Here is a 16,745-nt window from a genome sequence, read left to right on the forward strand (position 1 = left end):
TGGAGATCCAATGAGCCAGGAAGTCCTGACCACCGAAACCAACCGCCGCCAGTTGCAGCAGATCATCGCCGGGCTGTCCGACGGGGTGATCCTGTTGGAGCTGGATCAGAGCATTCTCTGGGCCAACGAAGCTGCGCTGGCCATGCACGGTGTCAAACGGATCACCGATCTGGGCCACAATGCCGACGAATACGCCAAGAAATTCAACCTGCGCTATCGCAATAATCACTCGATCACCGCCGAAAACTACCCGATCAGCCGGGTAGCGCGCTGTGAGAGTTTCAATGACGTGCTGATCGAAGTGTCGCCGAGCGACGACCCGGAGCGAATCTGGGTGCACAGCGTACGCAGCATGATTCTCACGGACCGCGAAGGGCAGCCCGAGTCGCTGGTGCTGATCATGAGCGATGTCACCGATTGGGCCAATGCCGAGCAGCGCTTCGAAAGGACGTTTAACGCCAACCCGGCACCGGCAGTGATCTGCCGGCTCAGTGATCTGCGTTACATCAAGGTCAATCCGGGGTTTCTGGAAATGACCGGGTACACCCGCGAGCAGGTGATTGGCACGTCCTCTTATGAAATCGACATTTTCGAGCAGGCCGAACACCGGGACCTGGCTATTCAGCGCCTGCGCGACGTCGCGACCATCCCGCAGATGCAAGCCGAGCTGCGCCTGCCCGATGGCAGCAGCAAGCAGGTGATCGTGGCCGGCCAGCCGCTGACGCTCAACGATGAGGATTGCATGCTGTTCTCCTTTGTCGACATGGAGCTGCGACATAAGGCCGAGGTGGCGCTGCGTCAGAGTGAGGAGCGTTTTGCCAAGGCGTTTCGCCTGACGCCGGTGCCGATCCTGATTTGCAGTGCCGACGAACAGCAGGTGATCGACGTCAATCAGGCGTTCCTCGAAACCCTGGCCTATGACAGCGACGACGTGCTCGGCAAAACCGTGCCGCAGCTGGATTTTATCGATGACAGCGGCGCGCGCACGCGATTGCTGGCGGCGCTGGCGAAAAACGGGCGGGTGGATCGGGTGGATGTGCGGGTGCGCAAGAAGGATGCGGATCTGCTCGAGTGCGCGCTGTCCGCCGACACTGTGAATATTCAGGACACACCGTGCTATTTGCTGGTGCTGATGGACATTACCGAGCGCAAGCGTACCGAGCTTGAGTTGGTGGCGGCGATTGAGGAGGTGATGAAAGACGCTTCCTGGTTTAGCCGTACGTTGATCGAGAAACTGGCCAATGTGAAAAAGGTCAACTCGCCGCAACTGCCTAGCGTTTCGTTCACCGATCTGACGGCGCGTGAGCGCGATGTGCTGGGGTTGATCTGTGAAGGGCTGGCGGACAAGGAGATCGCGGCGCGGCTGAAACTGGCACCGAACACGGTGCGTAATCATGTCGCCACGGTGTATTCCAAGCTCGATGTGCACAGTCGCAGTGAGGCGATTGTCTGGGCGCGCGAGCGTGGATTGTTTTCCGGGGAGTGGGGCGCCAAGGGCCAGCGCTGAGGTGCAAATGCACTAGTTCATCAGGTGCATATTGAGGTGTTGGCGGTCGACGGCTGTTCTTAGTCTGGCGGGGTGCGATACGAGTTTTTTCTGGCTCGGGATCGCGGCCCTTCGCAGTCGTTATAGGAACAGTCTGATGATGAATCTTGCGCAGTTGCGCACGCAGCTTGAACACAGTTTTTCGCCGCTGGCGTGTGAGTGTCTGGTGGATGGGGATCATTCGCTGACGGTGAAGCTTTATCACCCGGTGTCGGGGCAGGTGGATCTGGTGATCAGTGGGTTGAAGCTTGATGCGCTGCGGACGCGGGAGTCGGTTGAGGCTTTGATTGAAGAATTGCGGTATGAGTTGGAGAGCAACACTTTGCGTTCTTTTCGGGATCCTGATTTGGCTTAGGGCTTTTAGGCTTGGCGGCCTTTGGGCCGACCATGCTCTTGGGGGGTGGGTGTATATCCGTTTCTTTGGGTGCTGCGGCTGGCGGTTTCGCTCTTACAGCGACTCACTTTTCCAGACGCCGAAAAGTAAGCAAAAGGCTGGGCCCCGGCGTTCGGCCCGCTCGCTGGGGCTCGGGGTTCCTTCGCTCCGGGATCGATCCGGGCGCAGCGCCTACGGTTTGCTTCGCTGCACCTCCTCTCGCTGTGTTTGGCTTCGCCAAACGGTCGCTGCGCTCCCACCCCGGATCAATCCCTCCACTCAGCCTGCCGAAGGGGCCAGCACGGCAAGATCAAGAGCTGCAGCCGAGCTAACGCTCATCCTGTTGAGTGGTGAGAAGCACAAGCGATGCGCGATTTGTGCTGTTTTGCTTTGGCTGTTCTGTGGGAGCGAGCTTGCTCGCGAAGGCGGCCTGACAGCCGACCAATTTCTGCCAGATGTACTCGTTCCAACTGTGGGAGCGAGCTTGCTCGCGAAGGCGGCCTGACAGCCGACCAATCTCTGCCAGATGTACTCTGTTCAATTGTAGGAGTGAGCCTGCTCGCGAAGGCGGCCTGACAGCCGACCAATCTCTGCCAGATGTACTCTGTTCAACTGTGGGAGCGAGCCTGCTCGCGAAGGCGGCCAGCCAGCCGACTAATCTCTGCCAGATGTACTCTTTTCAACTGTGGGAGCGAGCTTGCTCGCGAAGGCGGCCTGACAGCCGACCAATTTCTGCCAGGTGTACTCTTTTCAACTGTGGGAGCGAGCCTGCTCGCGAAGGCGGCCTGACAGCCGACCAATCTCTGCCAGATGTACTCTGTTCAACTGTGGGAGCGAGCCTGCTCGCGAAGGCGGCCAGCCAGCCGACTAATCTCTGCCAGATGTACTCTGTTCAATTGTAGGAGTGAGCCTGCTCGCGATGAGGCTCTATCAGGCAAAGCACATTTCAATTTGCCAATCCTCTCGAATCCGAACGCAAAATCGACAGCCACTTCCTCCCGATCCGGCCGATTCACTGGCGCTTGCGGGGGGCTCGGCTATAAAGAATGAGTGGTCAGGTCTTCCGTGGTCGGTTCGGTCGCGGGAGTTGCTCTTCCATTTGTCGCGGGTCGTCCTATGAACAATCTTGGGAAACGCGTGTTGCCGTTGGCTTTCTTTACAGTGTTGTTGGCGGGTTGCGCCAGTCCTCCACCCCCTCCACCGGCAGCGCCGCCGCCACCGCCGGAGCGCACGTGTCAGGTGCTCGAAAACACTGAGGTCGCCGGTGACGTGTACGCCGACGGGCAGGTTACTCGACACATCACGACCACCCGTTGCGTCACGCAATAGCGCCGGCGGGGCGGCAGTCCCGGGTTGAGCGGATTGTGCTGGTGGCCGACCTGGCCGGCACTGCGGTGTTTGCCGTGGAAGGCGCTATTGCGGCGATGCGCAGTCAGCTCGACTTGCTCGGTGTGATGGTGATTGCGTTTATCGTCGCCCTCGGTGGCGGGGTGACTCGTGATTTGTTGATCGGTGCGACGCCACCCAATGCCGTGGCCGATTGGCGCTACCCGGCGCTGGCGTTTTTCATGGGCGGGCTGGCGTTTGCCTTTCATGAGCAGGTGCTGGGCTGGTCCGGTTCAACCCTGATTGTGCTGGATGCAGCAGGCTTGGCGCTGTTTGCCGTGGCCGGTGCGCAGAAAGCGTTGAATTTCGGGATCACGCCGTTTGTGGCGATGCTGATGGGCACCATCACCGGCGTCGGTGGCGGGGTGATACGCGACATTGTGCTGGCGCGGATACCGGTGGTGTTGCAGGCGGATTTGTATGCGAGTTCGGCGTTTGTCGGTGCGGCGGTGTTGATCATCGGCCGCAGGCTGGGCGTTTCGCCGGTAGCGGCGGCGTTGCTGGCGGGGGCGGCGTGTTTGCTGTTGCGTTTGCTGTCGGTGCATTTCGGCTGGCAGTTACCGAAAGTCCTCGATGCCTGATTCAAGCAGTGACCTGTGGGAGCGAGCTTGCTCGCGAATGCGGTGTGTCAACCAGATCATTGTCGATTGACACTACGCCTTCGCGAGCAAGCTCGCTCCCACAGGGTTAATCATTTGCCGTTTAAATCAGGACAGAAACCCACCGTCCACATTCAGCGCAACCCCGGTGGTGTAGCTCGACGCATCGCTCGCCAGGTACAGCACCGCGCCGGCCATTTCGCTCGGATCAGCCACACGCTTGAGCGGGATCTGCGTCAGCGCTTGCTTGAGAATCGCATCATTCTTCACCAGCGCCGAGGCAAATTTGGTGTCGGTCAAACCCGGCAGCAGCGCGTTGCAGCGGATGCCGAACTGCGCGCACTCCTTGGCGAAGACCTTGGTCATGTTGATCACCGCCGCTTTGGTCACCGAGTAGATGCCCTGGAAGATCCCCGGCGAAATGCCGTTGATCGACGCGACGTTGATGATGCTGCCGCCACCGTTTTCGCGCATCAGCTTGCCGGCTTCGACCGACATGAAGAAGTAGCCACGGATGTTCACGTCAACGGTTTTCTGGAACGCACTCAGATCGGTGTCCAGCACATTGCAGAATTGCGGGTTGGTCGCGGCGTTGTTGACCAGAATATCGAGGCGGCCGAACTGTTCCTTGATCCCGGCGAACACCTGGCTGATCTGTTCCATTTCACCGATGTGGCAGGCCACGGCCGTGGCTTTGCCGCCGGCGGCGATGATCGCGTCGGCGACATGCTGGCAGCCGTCGAGCTTGCGGCTCGATACGATCACATGGGCGCCTTGCTGGGCCAGCAGTTTGGCGATGGCTTCACCGATGCCACGGCTGGCGCCGGAAACGAAAGCAATTTTACCGTCGAGGTCGAACAACTGAGTCTTGGACATAAGGGTTCCTGGGTGTGGGCCGTCAGAGGCTCGATTTCGCAATGACCTGCAAGCTCATCTGCTCCAGCAGTTTGTTCATGTGAATGAACTGCGCGAAGCGTTTGTCCTGGGTCTGGCCGTGGTAGAAGCGGTAGTAGATCTGCTGCACGATGCCGGCCAGACGGAACAGGCCGTAGGTGTAGTAAAAGTCGAAATTGTCGATCTGGATGCCCGAACGTTCGGCGTAGTAATCGACGAACTCGCGGCGGGTGAGCATGCCCGGCGCGTGGCTTGGCTGGCGGCGCATCAGTTGCACCGGCGCCGGATCGTCCGCCTGAATCCAATAGGCGAGGGTGTTGCCCAGATCCATTAACGGGTCGCCGAGGGTGGTCAGTTCCCAGTCGAGTACGCCGATGATCTGCATCGGGTTGTGCGGGTCGAGGATGACGTTGTCGAAGCGGTAGTCGTTGTGGACGATACTTGAGGTCGGGTGGTCGGCCGGCATCTTGTCGTTGAGCCAGGCTTTCACTGCTTCCCAATGCGGCGCATCCGGGGTCAGGGCTTTTTCGTAGCGCTCGCTCCAGCCTTTGATCTGACGGGCGACGTAGCCTTCCGGTTTGCCCAGATCGCCCAGGCCGCAGGCGTTGTAGTCGACGCGGTGCAGTTCGACGAAGCGGTCGATAAAGCTTTTGCACAGGGCTTCGGTCTTTGCCGAATCAAGGCCCAGCTCCGGCGGCAGCTCCGAGCGCAGGATGATCCCTTTGACCCGCTCCATGACGTAGAACTCGGCGCCGATCACCGATTCGTCGGTGCAGTGCACGTAGGCCTTCGGGCAATACGGAAAACCGTCGCGCAATTGATTGAGGATGCGGAATTCACGGCCCATGTCGTGGGCGGACTTGGCCTTGTGGCCGAACGGCGGACGGCGCAGGACGAATTCCTGTTCCGGGTATTCCAGCAGGTAGGTCAGGTTCGACGCACCGCCAGGAAACTGGCTGATCGCAGGTGTGCCGCTCAGGCCTGGAATGTGCGCCTTGAGGTACGGATCGATCAGGCTGGCATCGAGTTCTTCGCCAGAGCGGATACGGGTGGACTGGTCAGTAAGCGCCATGCTTATCCCTTCTGCTTATTTTGGAGGCCAGACATCATTGGCTAATCTAATGGCGCGCTCGGGGCGCCACAAGCGCGAGTCGGTCTTATAGGCTAGCGTGTTGCCCGATAATCACCTTTGGGAATGTGCGCGAAAAGTCGCGTTGAACCAGGGTTTTGCGGATATGCCATGGCCGAAAAGGAGGGCTGGGACGAGCGCTCGACACGTCGTCCGGCGTGCTTCAGTGCACGCGCTGATTGTTGAGTTTCGGAGGCAAGGCAATGGGCGTCAGTACCGGTTCGCCCGAAAAAAACGCCACGAGATTTTTGCCCACCAACTCCACCGTGCCTTGAGTGGCTTCCGGTGACAGACCGGCGACGTGTGGCGTCAGTAGCACGTTGCTCAGGGTTTTCAGCGCATCCGGCACTTGCGGCTCGTGGTCGAACACATCCAGTGCGGCGCCGGCAATTTTGCGTTGCTCAAGCGCCGTGATCAGATCCGCCGTGGCGATCACACTGGCGCGGGCGATATTGACGACAAAGCCTTTCGGCCCCAGCGCATCGAGCACCGGGCGAGTCACCAGATGCTGTGTACCGATGCCGCCAGGCGTGGCGATGATCAGGAAATCCGAGGCCCGTGCCAGTTCGGTCGGCGTCGAGCAGAACGTGTAAGGCACATCGCTGCGCACCTGGCGGCTGTGATAGCTGATCTCCATGTCGAAGCCAAAGTGGGCGCGTTTGGCTATCGCCATGCCCACGGCGCCCAGCCCGAGAATCCCCAGGCGTTTGCCGGCCAGCGACGGGCGCATGATCTTCGGCCATTCACCGCGGCGTACCGCAGCGTCGCAACGAGGGATATCCCGGACCAGCGCCAGCAGCATCGCCATCGCATGGTCGGCCACCGACGAGGCATTGACCCCGGCGCCGTTGGTGACGGTAATGCCACGGTTACTGGCGGCTTGCAGGTCGACCTGCTCGTAACCGGCGCCGATCACCGTGATGATTTTCAGTGCGGGCAGGGCGGTGATTTCATCGGCGGTCAGGCCCAGCGGCCCGCGAGTCAGCACCGCGTCGATGCGGCTGCCGTGAGTGGCGATGGCTTGCGCACGCTCGGCCGGCGTGGGGGCGAGGATCAGGTGAAAACCCTGATGTTCGAGGATCGGCAAATAGTCATTGATGGTTTCAACCAGTACCAGAACGGTTGCGGGCATTGCGCGGCTCCTGTGAACGTCGGCGGGTCGGTCGCGAAAGTCGTTTCAGAGTGCTGAATCCGCAGCGGCTTGGCAATCGTTGTCATTCACGCAGTGGTGCTTTGATTCTGGACGGCTTCGGGCAAGAAGCAAGGGTAGGCAGCACACCGGTGATCCGGTGTGCTGTCGGCATCATTGGGCTGCTTGGGCTTTGGTTTGTTCTGCGAGGGCAATCGGCTTGAAATCATAGGTTGGATAAAACTCGGTTCGGTAACTGCCCCATGCGGTGTTTTCCAGGGCGAGGTTCACTTCTGCCAGCCGTGAGGCGGGGAAGCGTACGGTCACCACTTGGCCAATGCCCATCATGATGTTCCAGCTCACCACTTCGACCCCGGCGGGGGGAAGGTCTTGTAGAAGCCTTGTTGTGTGAGCTGGGCCTTGAGTTCGCTCAGCGGGCGGGTCTGATCATGTTTCAGAAACACGGTCAGCATCATTGCATTGTCGGCGGTGGCAACAGTATTTGTGGCGGGTTGGGTGGCAGCTTGCGCACTGACTCCGGCGCAATACACCGAGGAGGCCAGCAACGTCGACATCAGCAGGGTTTTGACTGTCTTTTGCATGTTGAACTCCTGGTTTTATTGTTTGATGGCGGATTTGGTTTCTACGGTGCCGGTATACGGCGCGTGAACGACATGAATACGTACAAGTGGATTGTTGTCGATCATGTCGCGGGGGACTTCCCGAGAGTAAGTGAATTCACTGTTGTTCAGTGTTTCCAGGCGCCTGACAATTGTTTTGGTCGGACCGATATCGGGTACCAGAATGTGCTGTTTCTGGTTGCCGGTGACAAAGAAATAACCGCCTCCGCCTTTGTTGTACTTTGACTCGCCTGTGTCGGTGTAAAAGAACTCGTATCGATTACTCTCGGGATCCCAGGTCGATATACCTACGACGCCGGGATACTTCGCCTTGACGTCTGTTTCAGGAGCGCCATCGATGTAGACCTTGGTAGTCAGCCATCGCGGCGAAGAAGCCAGCTCGCGGACATCAGCGCTGGCAAGCGGGGTGAAAAGCAGTCCGGTCAACAGCAGGCCGGTGGTCGTGCGCTTTTGCATGCTTTTTCCTCTTTATCAAACTTCGAAGGTCGTTTGCGATTGGTCTTTCGTCATTCAGGGCGTGAAAAATATAGGCCTGAAAAAGAGGGTTGTTCAATGGCTGCGTAGTTGCTTGTAACAAATGACTGTTATTCGGATTTCGGTAATATTTCGTCGTGGTTTTATTAGGTGTTTTTGGTTGTAGGAGTATTCTGAAGTATCGATAAGCGAAGGGCTTTTTATTGGTGCTTTCTGTAATTCATAGCGCAGATGACATTAGAGAAGTACACGCAGTTGTAGGACGGAGGATAAGGTTACAAATTCGTGATTGACGCAACCGCAGCCAGCGAAGTTGCCTCAATTCCAAGGAGCGTTTCTTTTAAAACCTGACATCCGCACTGTCGATTACTCGTGCGAAGGCAGCGCCGAGGGTTGCTTTGTGATGTTTGATGATCGCTTCGGCCGCTAGCTGGCTAGGGGTCAGGTGACGTACTGGGCAATGCCATTGCCGAATGACCAGTTCTCTTTTTTCACCTCGACCAGATTGATGAACACGTCTTCCAGGCGCACCGCCAACTGCGCGTGCAGGCGCTCGGCGATGGTTTTGAACAGCAACTGTTTTTTCTCCACTGTGCGCCCTTCGCTGATGGTGATCTGAATGAATACCACGCCGTCGCTGCGCTGGATCCCCAGATATTGCGGATCGTAGACCAGGTGCTGGCCATCGTGCTCGGTCAGGATCTGAAAGTTGTCGTGCTCGGGCACATCTATACAACTGCGCAGGGCGGCGTAGATCTGCTCGCCGATGCGTTTGGCGAAGTTGGGGTCGGGGTTTTGTCTGATGTCGACGCGAACCAATGGCATGGGAAGGCTCCGCAGGGCAGGGGGACTCATTTCACGCTAGATCATGTGGGCCAAATTGAAAGGCACGGGTACTTGATCGCGAGGTGTTTTCTGAAAGGTCTCTGTATGAGGCTGCCTACCTGAATCGCGGATTTTGCCTACGAAAACGCCGGATTCATCCGCTATCTGGCGCGAGATGATTTAGGAAATCATGAGGGCACAAAGCAGTCCCGCCAGTCACTGCCAATAGCCAAGGAAGGCGCATGCTTCAGGACGATCGCGAAAACCTGGAGCTCCAAAGGCTCCTGAATGAAACACGGAAACTCGTGGCGGAAAGACAAAAGCTTCTGGCTGAAGCAAAAAAGCTAAAGAGAGAGACGAGTTTTTATCCACTCGCGGTATTGGCTGGAGTGGTGACCGCAATCACTGCAGTAGTAGGCGTTTTTTTCAAGGTTTGAGTGTTCACGCTTCACAACAATCAGACCCATGACCCAAAAGGAAATCAAGATGAGCACATTTGACCGCAAGGCTATGATTGAACTAGCGGATCGTGAGTACGATGAGTCGGTCGAAAGAATGCGTATCAAGGACAAGGACGATATGTATCCAATCTGGGGGATGCTGGCGTTCGGCATTTTTTGTATGTCGCTCGGATTCATCCTGGCACGATCAATCTGATCGATTCCTCGCGACTGCATCAAACGTTGGAGCTTGCCAGAAAACGACACGGCGCCTACCTGAAGACGACAGTTATTTTCTCAAAAACGACACACCTCTAAACTGCTCCGCATAACCATTCCTCAGCTAAGTCTTTGCTTCTGCTCATTTATCGCGGAGAATCGCGCCCCTGTTTCGGCCGGAGCATGTCTGTCGGTTTTTTCCGACGCGTCTGACCGAGTGGCAAGTGACCGGAATGCGGAGATCCGACCGGATGAATGATCAGGCCAATAGCGTCGAAGAGCGCTTTGATGCAGCAGCACCTGCTGAACTTTCGAGCTGGAATCGCCAGGACACCACCTGGATGTTGGGACTGTTTGGGACGGCCATCGGCGCCGGTACCCTGTTTTTGCCGATCAACGCAGGACTGGGTGGCTTCTGGCCGCTGGTGGTCCTTGCGCTGCTGGCCTTCCCGATGACGTTCTACGCGCACCGTGGCCTGACCCGCTTTGTGCTTTCTGGTCGTGAAGGCGCCGACATCACTGAAGTGGTCGAGCAGCATTTCGGCATCAAGGCCGGCGCGCTGATCACCTTGCTGTACTTCTTCGCGATCTTCCCGATTCTGCTGATCTACAGCGTCGGTCTGACCAACACGGTCGCCAGTTTCCTTGAGCATCAACTGCACATCACGCCGCCACCGCGCGCTCTGCTGTCGTTGGTGCTGATCCTCGGTCTGCTGGCCGTGGTGCGTTGCGGTGAGCAGGCGATCGTCAAGGCGATGAGCCTGATGGTGTATCCGTTTATCGTCGCGCTGCTGTTCCTCGCCGTTTACCTGATTCCACACTGGAACGGCGGCATTCTCGCCACGGCTTCGCACGTGCCGGCACCGTCTGCGTTGCTGCACACGCTGTGGCTGGCGATTCCGGTGATGGTGTTCTCCTTTAACCATTCGCCGATCATCTCGGCGTTTGCGGTCGATCAAAAGCGTCGTTACGGTGTCCACGCTGAAGAGCGCAGCTCGCAGATCCTGTCCCGCGCGCACCTGTTGATGGTGGCGATGGTGCTGTTCTTCGTCTTCAGTTGCGTGTTGACCCTTTCGCCGGAGCAACTGGCCGAGGCCAAGGCGCAGAATCTGTCGATCCTGTCGTACCTGGCCAACCACTTCAGCAATCCGACCATCGCTTTCGCAGCGCCGTTGATTGCGTTTGTGGCGATCTCCAAATCGTTCCTCGGTCACTACATCGGTGCCAGCGAAGGTCTCAAAGGCCTGATTATCAAGAGCGGCAAGCGCCCGGGCGCCAAGGCGCTGGATCGCATCGTGGCGGCCTTCATGCTGGTGGTGTGCTGGATCGTGGCAACCCTGAACCCGAGCATTCTGGGCATGATCGAAACCATCGGCGGCCCGGTGATCGCGGCGATTCTGTTCCTGATGCCGATGTACGCAATCCGTAAAGTGCCAGCGATGGCCCGCTATCGCGGCCAGGCGTCGAACGTGTTTGTAACGGCTGTCGGCCTGGTAGCGATTTCGGCGTTGATTTATTCGCTGACCGCGTAAGCTACAACTCCAGATACTCAGCTACAGTGGCCGCTGCATACGACGTATGCAGCGGCTTTTTTTCGTCTGGAGACAGTGGATTGTCGAGCGCCCCGCAACCTGTAGAACAACCCAATCGCTGGCGGGATGTACTCGCCGGTCTATCGATAGCCGGTCTCTTGCTGCCCGAAGCGGTGGCGTATTCGACCATTGCCGCGCTGGCGCCACAGGCCGGGGTGATCGCCCTGTTTGCCGGGTTGCTGTGTTATGGGGTGTTCGGTACCAGTCGTTTTGCGATTGTGTCGGCAACGTCCTCGTCGGCCGCAGTGCTGGCGGCCGCGACGGCGACGCTGGCCAATGGTGATCCGCAATTGCGCTCGACCCTGGCAGTCGGCCTGGTGTTGGTCACGGGCGGGTTGTTTCTATTGGCTGGGCTCTTTCGTCTGGGCAGTGTTACCTCTTTCATCGCCAAACCGGTTTTGCGCGGATTCGCCTTCGGCCTGGCGCTGACCATCATTCTCAAACAGGTCGCCAGCGTGGTCGGCGTGCATCTGACCGACGCCAATCTGGTGCGCTTCGCCCCGCAATTACTTGAACAGCTGCCGCAATGGAACTGGCCGGCCGCGGCTGTTGCGGCCCTCGCACTGGTATTGCTCGGAGTATTTTCACGATTCCCGCGGGTGCCCGGTGGCTTGCTGGTAGTAGTGATCGGCATCGCCGCCGGGCAATGGTTGAATCTGTCGGCGTACGGCGTGCAGATGATCGGCATTATCGACCTGAGCCTGGAAGTTCCCAACCTGCCGGTGCTGCCATTCGCCGACTGGCTACGGCTGGGGGAGGTGGGTTTTGCGCTGGTGATGATTCTGTATGCGGAGTCTTACGGGTCGATCAGTGCGTATGCGCTCAAGCATGGCGACCGCGTCACCTCAAACCGTGATCTGTTGGCGCTAGGCGCATCGAATCTGCTCTCCGGGTTGTTTCATGGTATGCCGGCCGGGGCAGGGTACTCGGCGACCTCGGCGAATGAAGCAGCAGGTGCGACGTCACGCTGGGCCGGCGGTGTGGCGGCGTTGGTGGTGTTAATCATCGTGCTGACGGTGTTGCCGTGGATTGCCCTGACCCCGGAGCCGATCCTCGCCGCGATTGTCATGCATGCGCTGGGTCGCGGTTTGAGTCTGCAGCCACTGGGCCGCTACTTCATTTGGCGCCGGGATCGTGTGCTGGTGATCTGCGCGGTTTCGGCCGTGTTGGTATTGGGCGTGCTGGACGGTCTGCTGGTTTCGGTGGCGATCAGTGTGCTGCTGATGCTCAAGCAGATGTCGGCCGCGGACATTCAAGTGCTCGGGCGGATTGATGGCGGGCACGATTTTGTCGATGTGCAGCGTCATCCCGTTGCGCAAACGGAGCCTGGCGTACTGATCATTCGGCCCAGTGAGGCGTTGTTCTTTGCCAACGTTGAGCGGATTCTGGGCGCAGCGTTACGGCTGATCCGCCATGCAGATATGCCGGTGCATACAGTGATTCTGAGTCTCGAGGAGACGCCGGACCTGGATGGCACCAGCATTGAGGCGATGCAGGAGTTCTTTGTGCGGGTGCATCAGGAAGGCAAGCGTTTGATTCTGGCGCGGCTCAAGCATGAGGCGCTGGCGGTGCTGGAGGCGTTGCCTGAAGTGCAGGCCAACGCTGTGATCCTCAGCGGTTTGAGCGTTGATGGCGCCGTGCAGAAAGCCCTCACACTAAACCCGTAACCCTATCGGGGAAATGCAGGTCTCTTGTCTGGTAAGAATCAAATGTGGGAGCGAGCCTGCTCGCGAAAGCGATTCATCATCCAGTAGTTACATCGACTGACACACCGCTTTCGCGAGCAGGCTCGCTCCCACAGGGTCTATGTGTGAGGCATAAAAAAACGCCGCTCATCTCACGATGGGCGGCGTTTTTCAGTGCGTTGTAACGTTAGGCTTGAACGACCGGGATGTTGGCGTTCGCAGCAGCTTCACGGAACTCGGCGATCTGGTCGAAGGACAGGTAGCGGTAGATATCAGCCGCCATGCTGTCGATCTTGCCAGCGTATTCCATGTACTCCTCGACGGTCGGCAGGCGACCCAGGATCGAAGCCACGGACGCCAGCTCGGCCGAAGCCAGGTAGACGTTCGCGCCGTCGCCCAGACGGTTCGGGAAGTTACGGGTCGAAGTCGAGACCACGGTGCTGTTCGGCTCAACGCGTGCCTGGTTACCCATGCACAGCGAGCAGCCTGGCATTTCCATGCGTGCGCCAGCCTTGCCGTAGATGCCGTAGTAGCCTTCTTCGGTCAGTTGGTGAGCGTCCATTTTGGTCGGCGGCGACAGCCACAGACGGGTTGGCAGCTGACCCTTGACCTGATCCAGCAGTTTACCGGCAGCGCGGAAGTGACCGATGTTGGTCATGCACGAACCGATGAACACTTCGTCGATCTTCTCGCCAGCAACGCTGGACAGCAGACGGGCGTCGTCCGGATCGTTCGGCGCGCACAGTACCGGCTCGCTGATGTCGGCCAGATCGATTTCGATGACTTCGGCGTATTCGGCGTCGGCATCGGCTTCCATCAGTTCCGGGTTGGCAACCCAGGCTTCCATCGCTTGGGCGCGACGTTCCAGGGTACGCGCATCGCCGTAGCCTTCGCCGATCATCCAGCGCAGCAGGGTGATGTTGGAGTTCAGGTACTCGGTGATCGACTCTTTCGACAGCTTGATGGTGCAACCGGCAGCCGAACGTTCGGCCGAGGCGTCGGACAGTTCGAACGCCTGCTCCAGGGTCAGACCCTCCAGACCTTCGATTTCCAGGATGCGGCCGGAGAAGGCGTTTTTCTTGCCTTTCTTCTCGACGGTCAGCAGACCGTTCTGGATGGCGAAGTAAGGAATGGCATGAACCAGGTCACGCAGGGTGATGCCAGGTTTCATTTTGCCTTTGAAGCGCACCAGGATCGATTCCGGCATGTCCAGCGGCATAACGCCGGTGGCTGCGGCAAACGCAACCAGACCGGAACCGGCCGGGAACGAGATGCCCATCGGGAAACGGGTGTGCGAGTCACCACCGGTACCCACGGTGTCTGGCAGCAGCATGCGGTTCAGCCACGAGTGGATGATGCCGTCGCCCGGACGCAGGGAAACGCCGCCGCGGGTCATGATGAAGTCAGGCAGGGTGTGGTGGGTGGTCACGTCGATCGGCTTCGGATAAGCCGCGGTGTGGCAGAAGGACTGCATCACCAGGTCAGCGGAGAAGCCCAGGCACGCCAGGTCTTTCAGTTCGTCACGGGTCATTGGACCGGTGGTGTCCTGAGAACCCACGGTGGTCATCTTCGGTTCGCAGTAGGTGCCAGGACGAACGCCTTGGCCTTCTGCCAGACCGCAAGCCTTGCCGACCATCTTCTGCGCCAGGGTGAAACCCTTGGTGCTTTCAGCTGGGGCTTCCGGCTTCTTGAACAGATCGAACGGTGGCAGACCCAGTTCGGCGCGAGCCTTCTCGGTCAGGCCACGGCCGATGATCAGCGGGATACGGCCGCCGGCACGGACTTCGTCCAACAGCACCGGAGTCTTCATTTCGAAGGTGGTCAGGACTTCGTCGGTGCCGTGTTTGCAGACTTTGCCAGCATGCGGGTACAGGTCGATCACGTCGCCCATGTTCATGTTGGAAACGTCGAACTCGATTGGCAGTGCGCCGGCATCTTCCATGGTGTTGTAGAAGATCGGAGCGATTTTGCTGCCGAAGCAGAAACCGCCAGCACGCTTGTTCGGCACGTAAGGAACGTCGTCGCCGAAGAACCACAGCACCGAGTTGGTGGCCGATTTACGCGACGAACCGGTACCGACCACGTCACCGACGTAGGCGATCGGGAAGCCTTGACCGCGCATTTCTTCGATCTGCTTCATCGGGCCAATGGCGCCCTGCTGATCAGGAACGATGCCGTCGCGGGCCATTTTCAGCATGGCCAGGGCGTGCAGCGGGATGTCTGGACGCGACCAGGCATCAGGAGCAGGGGAGAGGTCGTCGGTGTTGGTTTCGCCGGTTACCTTGAACACGCGCAGGCTGATCTTGTCGGCCAGGGTCGGACGGTTTTTGAACCACTCGCCGTCAGCCCAGGATTGCAGCACGGCTTTAGCGTGAGCGTTACCGTTCTTGGCTTTTTCCGCGACGTCGTGGAACGCATCGAACATCAGCAGGGTGTGCTTGAGCTGCGCGGCAGCGACTGGCGCCAGCTCGGCGTCGTCCAGCAGGTCAACCAGAGTGACGATGTTGTAGCCGCCCTGCATGGTGCCGAGCAGTTCTACAGCGCGTTTTTTGTCCAGCAGAGGGGAGGAAACTTCGCCCTTGGCCAGTGCAGACAGGAAGCCGGCTTTGACATAGGCCGCTTCGTCCACGCCTGGTGGAATGCGATTGGTGATCAGGTCAACGAGAAATTCTTCTTCGCCAGCCGGAGGGTTTTTCAGCAGCTCGACCAGGCCTGCTGTTTGTTCGGCGTTAAGCGGCTGGGGAACGATACCCAGGGCTGCACGCTCTTCGATATGTTTGCGGTAGGCTTCAAGCACAGTTATTACCCTCATCAGTGGTCCCAAATGGGTGTCCGGGACGCTCATCCCGAAATTGCCGTACTCATGCTCCTCACGACGTTGTGGGTCGTTCGGCCAGAATTACCGGCAATTCCTTACAGAAGCTGCTTTCAAAGTTTTACGCCTGCAGAACGGGGAGCTGATGAGGGTTGGCGCTGGATTTTTCCCCGCTGGAAAAATCCCTCGCCAACACCGCTCTGAAGGAACGACTGTGCTCGTGACGCTTTGAAAACAGCTTCTAACGGACATTGGCGCCTTAAAAGGCTGGCTGATTCTACGGCAAAAAAAATTTAAAGGTAAGTCGGGCTCTATTGGACTTTCGTGGCAATGCGCGTGGCCAGGGCAAACGCCGCGCGTGGCTGTGACCCTGAAGTTTGAGGGGTGATCAATGCCCGACAAAGGGCTAACATGCCGACCTGTTCCGCGTTTCAGTGTTTTACCTACCTTATGCCCAATCAGACCATCAAGACCCCCTGCGTCGGCCTCTGCTCCACTGTTTACGGTGATCTGGTGTGCCGTGGCTGCAAGCGTTTCCACCACGAAGTGATCCACTGGAATGGCTACAACGAGGAAGAAAAACGTGCGGTGTGGTTGCGTCTGGAGCAATTGCTGTCACAAGTGATGGCGGCGAAGGTCGAGATTTTCGATTCGGCGCGCCTGCGCGAGCAACTGGAACAGCGCAAGATCCGCTTCGTGCCGCATCAGTCGGAATATTGCTGGGCGTATCAGCTGATTGCCCGTGGGGCGCGGGTGATCATTAATCTGGAAGCCTACGGGATGGTGTTGCTGCCGGAGTTTCGCGACTGGAACCTGCCGGAATTGCGCGATGCCATTGATCGGGAATTCTTCCTGCTGTCGGAAGCGCATTATCAGCGCTACATCGCCCCCGGATTCCTCAAAGACGCCTTTGGCGCCTGAAAGCTTCGCGAGCAAGCTCGCTCCCACACTTGGAATGCGTTTTTCTGTAGGAGTGAGCCTGCTTGCGATAGCGGTCT

At 58.5% G+C, this 16,745-nt stretch carries 14 protein-coding genes and 1 pseudogene; 8 read left to right on the top strand and 7 right to left on the bottom strand.

Annotated features, from left to right (window positions below):
• The first annotated feature begins 10 nt into the window (after nt 1-10).
• From AB4O01_RS01990 to AB4O01_RS02000, 3 genes are all read left to right on the top strand, one after another.
• Nucleotides 11-1,507, top strand: coding sequence for a helix-turn-helix transcriptional regulator (locus AB4O01_RS01990; protein WP_093438852.1), 1,497 nt, complete (start codon nt 11-13; stop codon nt 1,505-1,507).
• A gap of 136 nt (nt 1,508-1,643) precedes the next feature.
• A complete protein-coding gene (locus tag AB4O01_RS01995; protein WP_460090514.1) occupies nt 1,644-1,901 on the top strand; it encodes a DUF1652 domain-containing protein in 258 nt (85 codons plus the stop codon).
• Nucleotides 1,902-3,232: 1,331 nt separating this feature from the next.
• The gene (locus AB4O01_RS02000; RefSeq protein ID WP_257358207.1) at nt 3,233-3,886 is read left to right on the top strand and encodes a trimeric intracellular cation channel family protein; all 654 of its coding nucleotides are present in this window, start codon (nt 3,233-3,235) and stop codon (nt 3,884-3,886) included.
• Nucleotides 3,887-4,012: 126 nt separating this feature from the next.
• Here the strand turns inward: AB4O01_RS02000 and AB4O01_RS02005 are convergent, their stop codons facing one another.
• The 6 genes and pseudogenes from AB4O01_RS02005 to AB4O01_RS02030 form a co-directional block, all read right to left on the bottom strand.
• Complete coding sequence (locus tag AB4O01_RS02005; protein ID WP_034152479.1) at nt 4,013-4,780, bottom strand: SDR family oxidoreductase; 768 nt, start codon at nt 4,778-4,780, stop codon at nt 4,013-4,015.
• A 22-nt stretch (nt 4,781-4,802) separates the two neighbouring features.
• A complete protein-coding gene (locus tag AB4O01_RS02010) occupies nt 4,803-5,870 on the bottom strand; it encodes a phosphotransferase family protein (protein ID WP_093437060.1) in 1,068 nt (355 codons plus the stop codon).
• 220 nt (nt 5,871-6,090) lie between these two features.
• Nucleotides 6,091-7,059, bottom strand: coding sequence for a 2-hydroxyacid dehydrogenase (locus AB4O01_RS02015; RefSeq protein ID WP_093437063.1), 969 nt, complete (start codon nt 7,057-7,059; stop codon nt 6,091-6,093).
• 171 nt (nt 7,060-7,230) lie between these two features.
• Nucleotides 7,231-7,658 (bottom strand): annotated as a pseudogene (locus AB4O01_RS02020) (hypothetical protein).
• A gap of 15 nt (nt 7,659-7,673) precedes the next feature.
• Nucleotides 7,674-8,153, bottom strand: coding sequence for a DUF4822 domain-containing protein (locus tag AB4O01_RS02025; protein ID WP_460090515.1), 480 nt, complete (start codon nt 8,151-8,153; stop codon nt 7,674-7,676).
• A gap of 459 nt (nt 8,154-8,612) precedes the next feature.
• Nucleotides 8,613-8,996, bottom strand: coding sequence for a tautomerase family protein (locus AB4O01_RS02030; RefSeq protein WP_095047464.1), 384 nt, complete (start codon nt 8,994-8,996; stop codon nt 8,613-8,615).
• Between the two features lie 242 nt (nt 8,997-9,238).
• On the opposite strand from AB4O01_RS02030, the gene AB4O01_RS02035 reads away from it, so the two are divergent.
• The 4 genes from AB4O01_RS02035 (at nt 9,239) to AB4O01_RS02050 (ending at nt 12,914) form a co-directional block, all read left to right on the top strand.
• A complete protein-coding gene (locus tag AB4O01_RS02035; protein WP_016982943.1) occupies nt 9,239-9,433 on the top strand; it encodes a hypothetical protein in 195 nt (64 codons plus the stop codon).
• A gap of 49 nt (nt 9,434-9,482) precedes the next feature.
• Nucleotides 9,483-9,653, top strand: coding sequence for a hypothetical protein (locus AB4O01_RS02040; RefSeq protein WP_177413099.1), 171 nt, complete (start codon nt 9,483-9,485; stop codon nt 9,651-9,653).
• A gap of 253 nt (nt 9,654-9,906) precedes the next feature.
• Nucleotides 9,907-11,187, top strand: coding sequence for a serine/threonine transporter (locus tag AB4O01_RS02045; protein WP_116255391.1), 1,281 nt, complete (start codon nt 9,907-9,909; stop codon nt 11,185-11,187).
• Nucleotides 11,188-11,267: 80 nt separating this feature from the next.
• Nucleotides 11,268-12,914, top strand: coding sequence for a SulP family inorganic anion transporter (locus AB4O01_RS02050; protein ID WP_257358208.1), 1,647 nt, complete (start codon nt 11,268-11,270; stop codon nt 12,912-12,914).
• A gap of 205 nt (nt 12,915-13,119) precedes the next feature.
• Here the strand turns inward: AB4O01_RS02050 and acnB are convergent, their stop codons facing one another.
• Nucleotides 13,120-15,729, bottom strand: a complete 2,610-nt coding sequence (gene acnB / locus AB4O01_RS02055; RefSeq protein ID WP_042704862.1) for a bifunctional aconitate hydratase 2/2-methylisocitrate dehydratase — start codon at nt 15,727-15,729, stop codon at nt 13,120-13,122.
• Between the two features lie 468 nt (nt 15,730-16,197).
• Between acnB and AB4O01_RS02060 the strand changes: the two genes are divergently transcribed.
• Entirely contained in the window at nt 16,198-16,668 is a 471-nt protein-coding gene (locus AB4O01_RS02060) for a DUF1289 domain-containing protein (RefSeq protein WP_064117650.1), read from the top strand.
• The last annotated feature ends 77 nt before the right edge of the window (nt 16,669-16,745 follow it).

Source organism: Pseudomonas sp. S2_E02, from assembly GCF_054668355.1.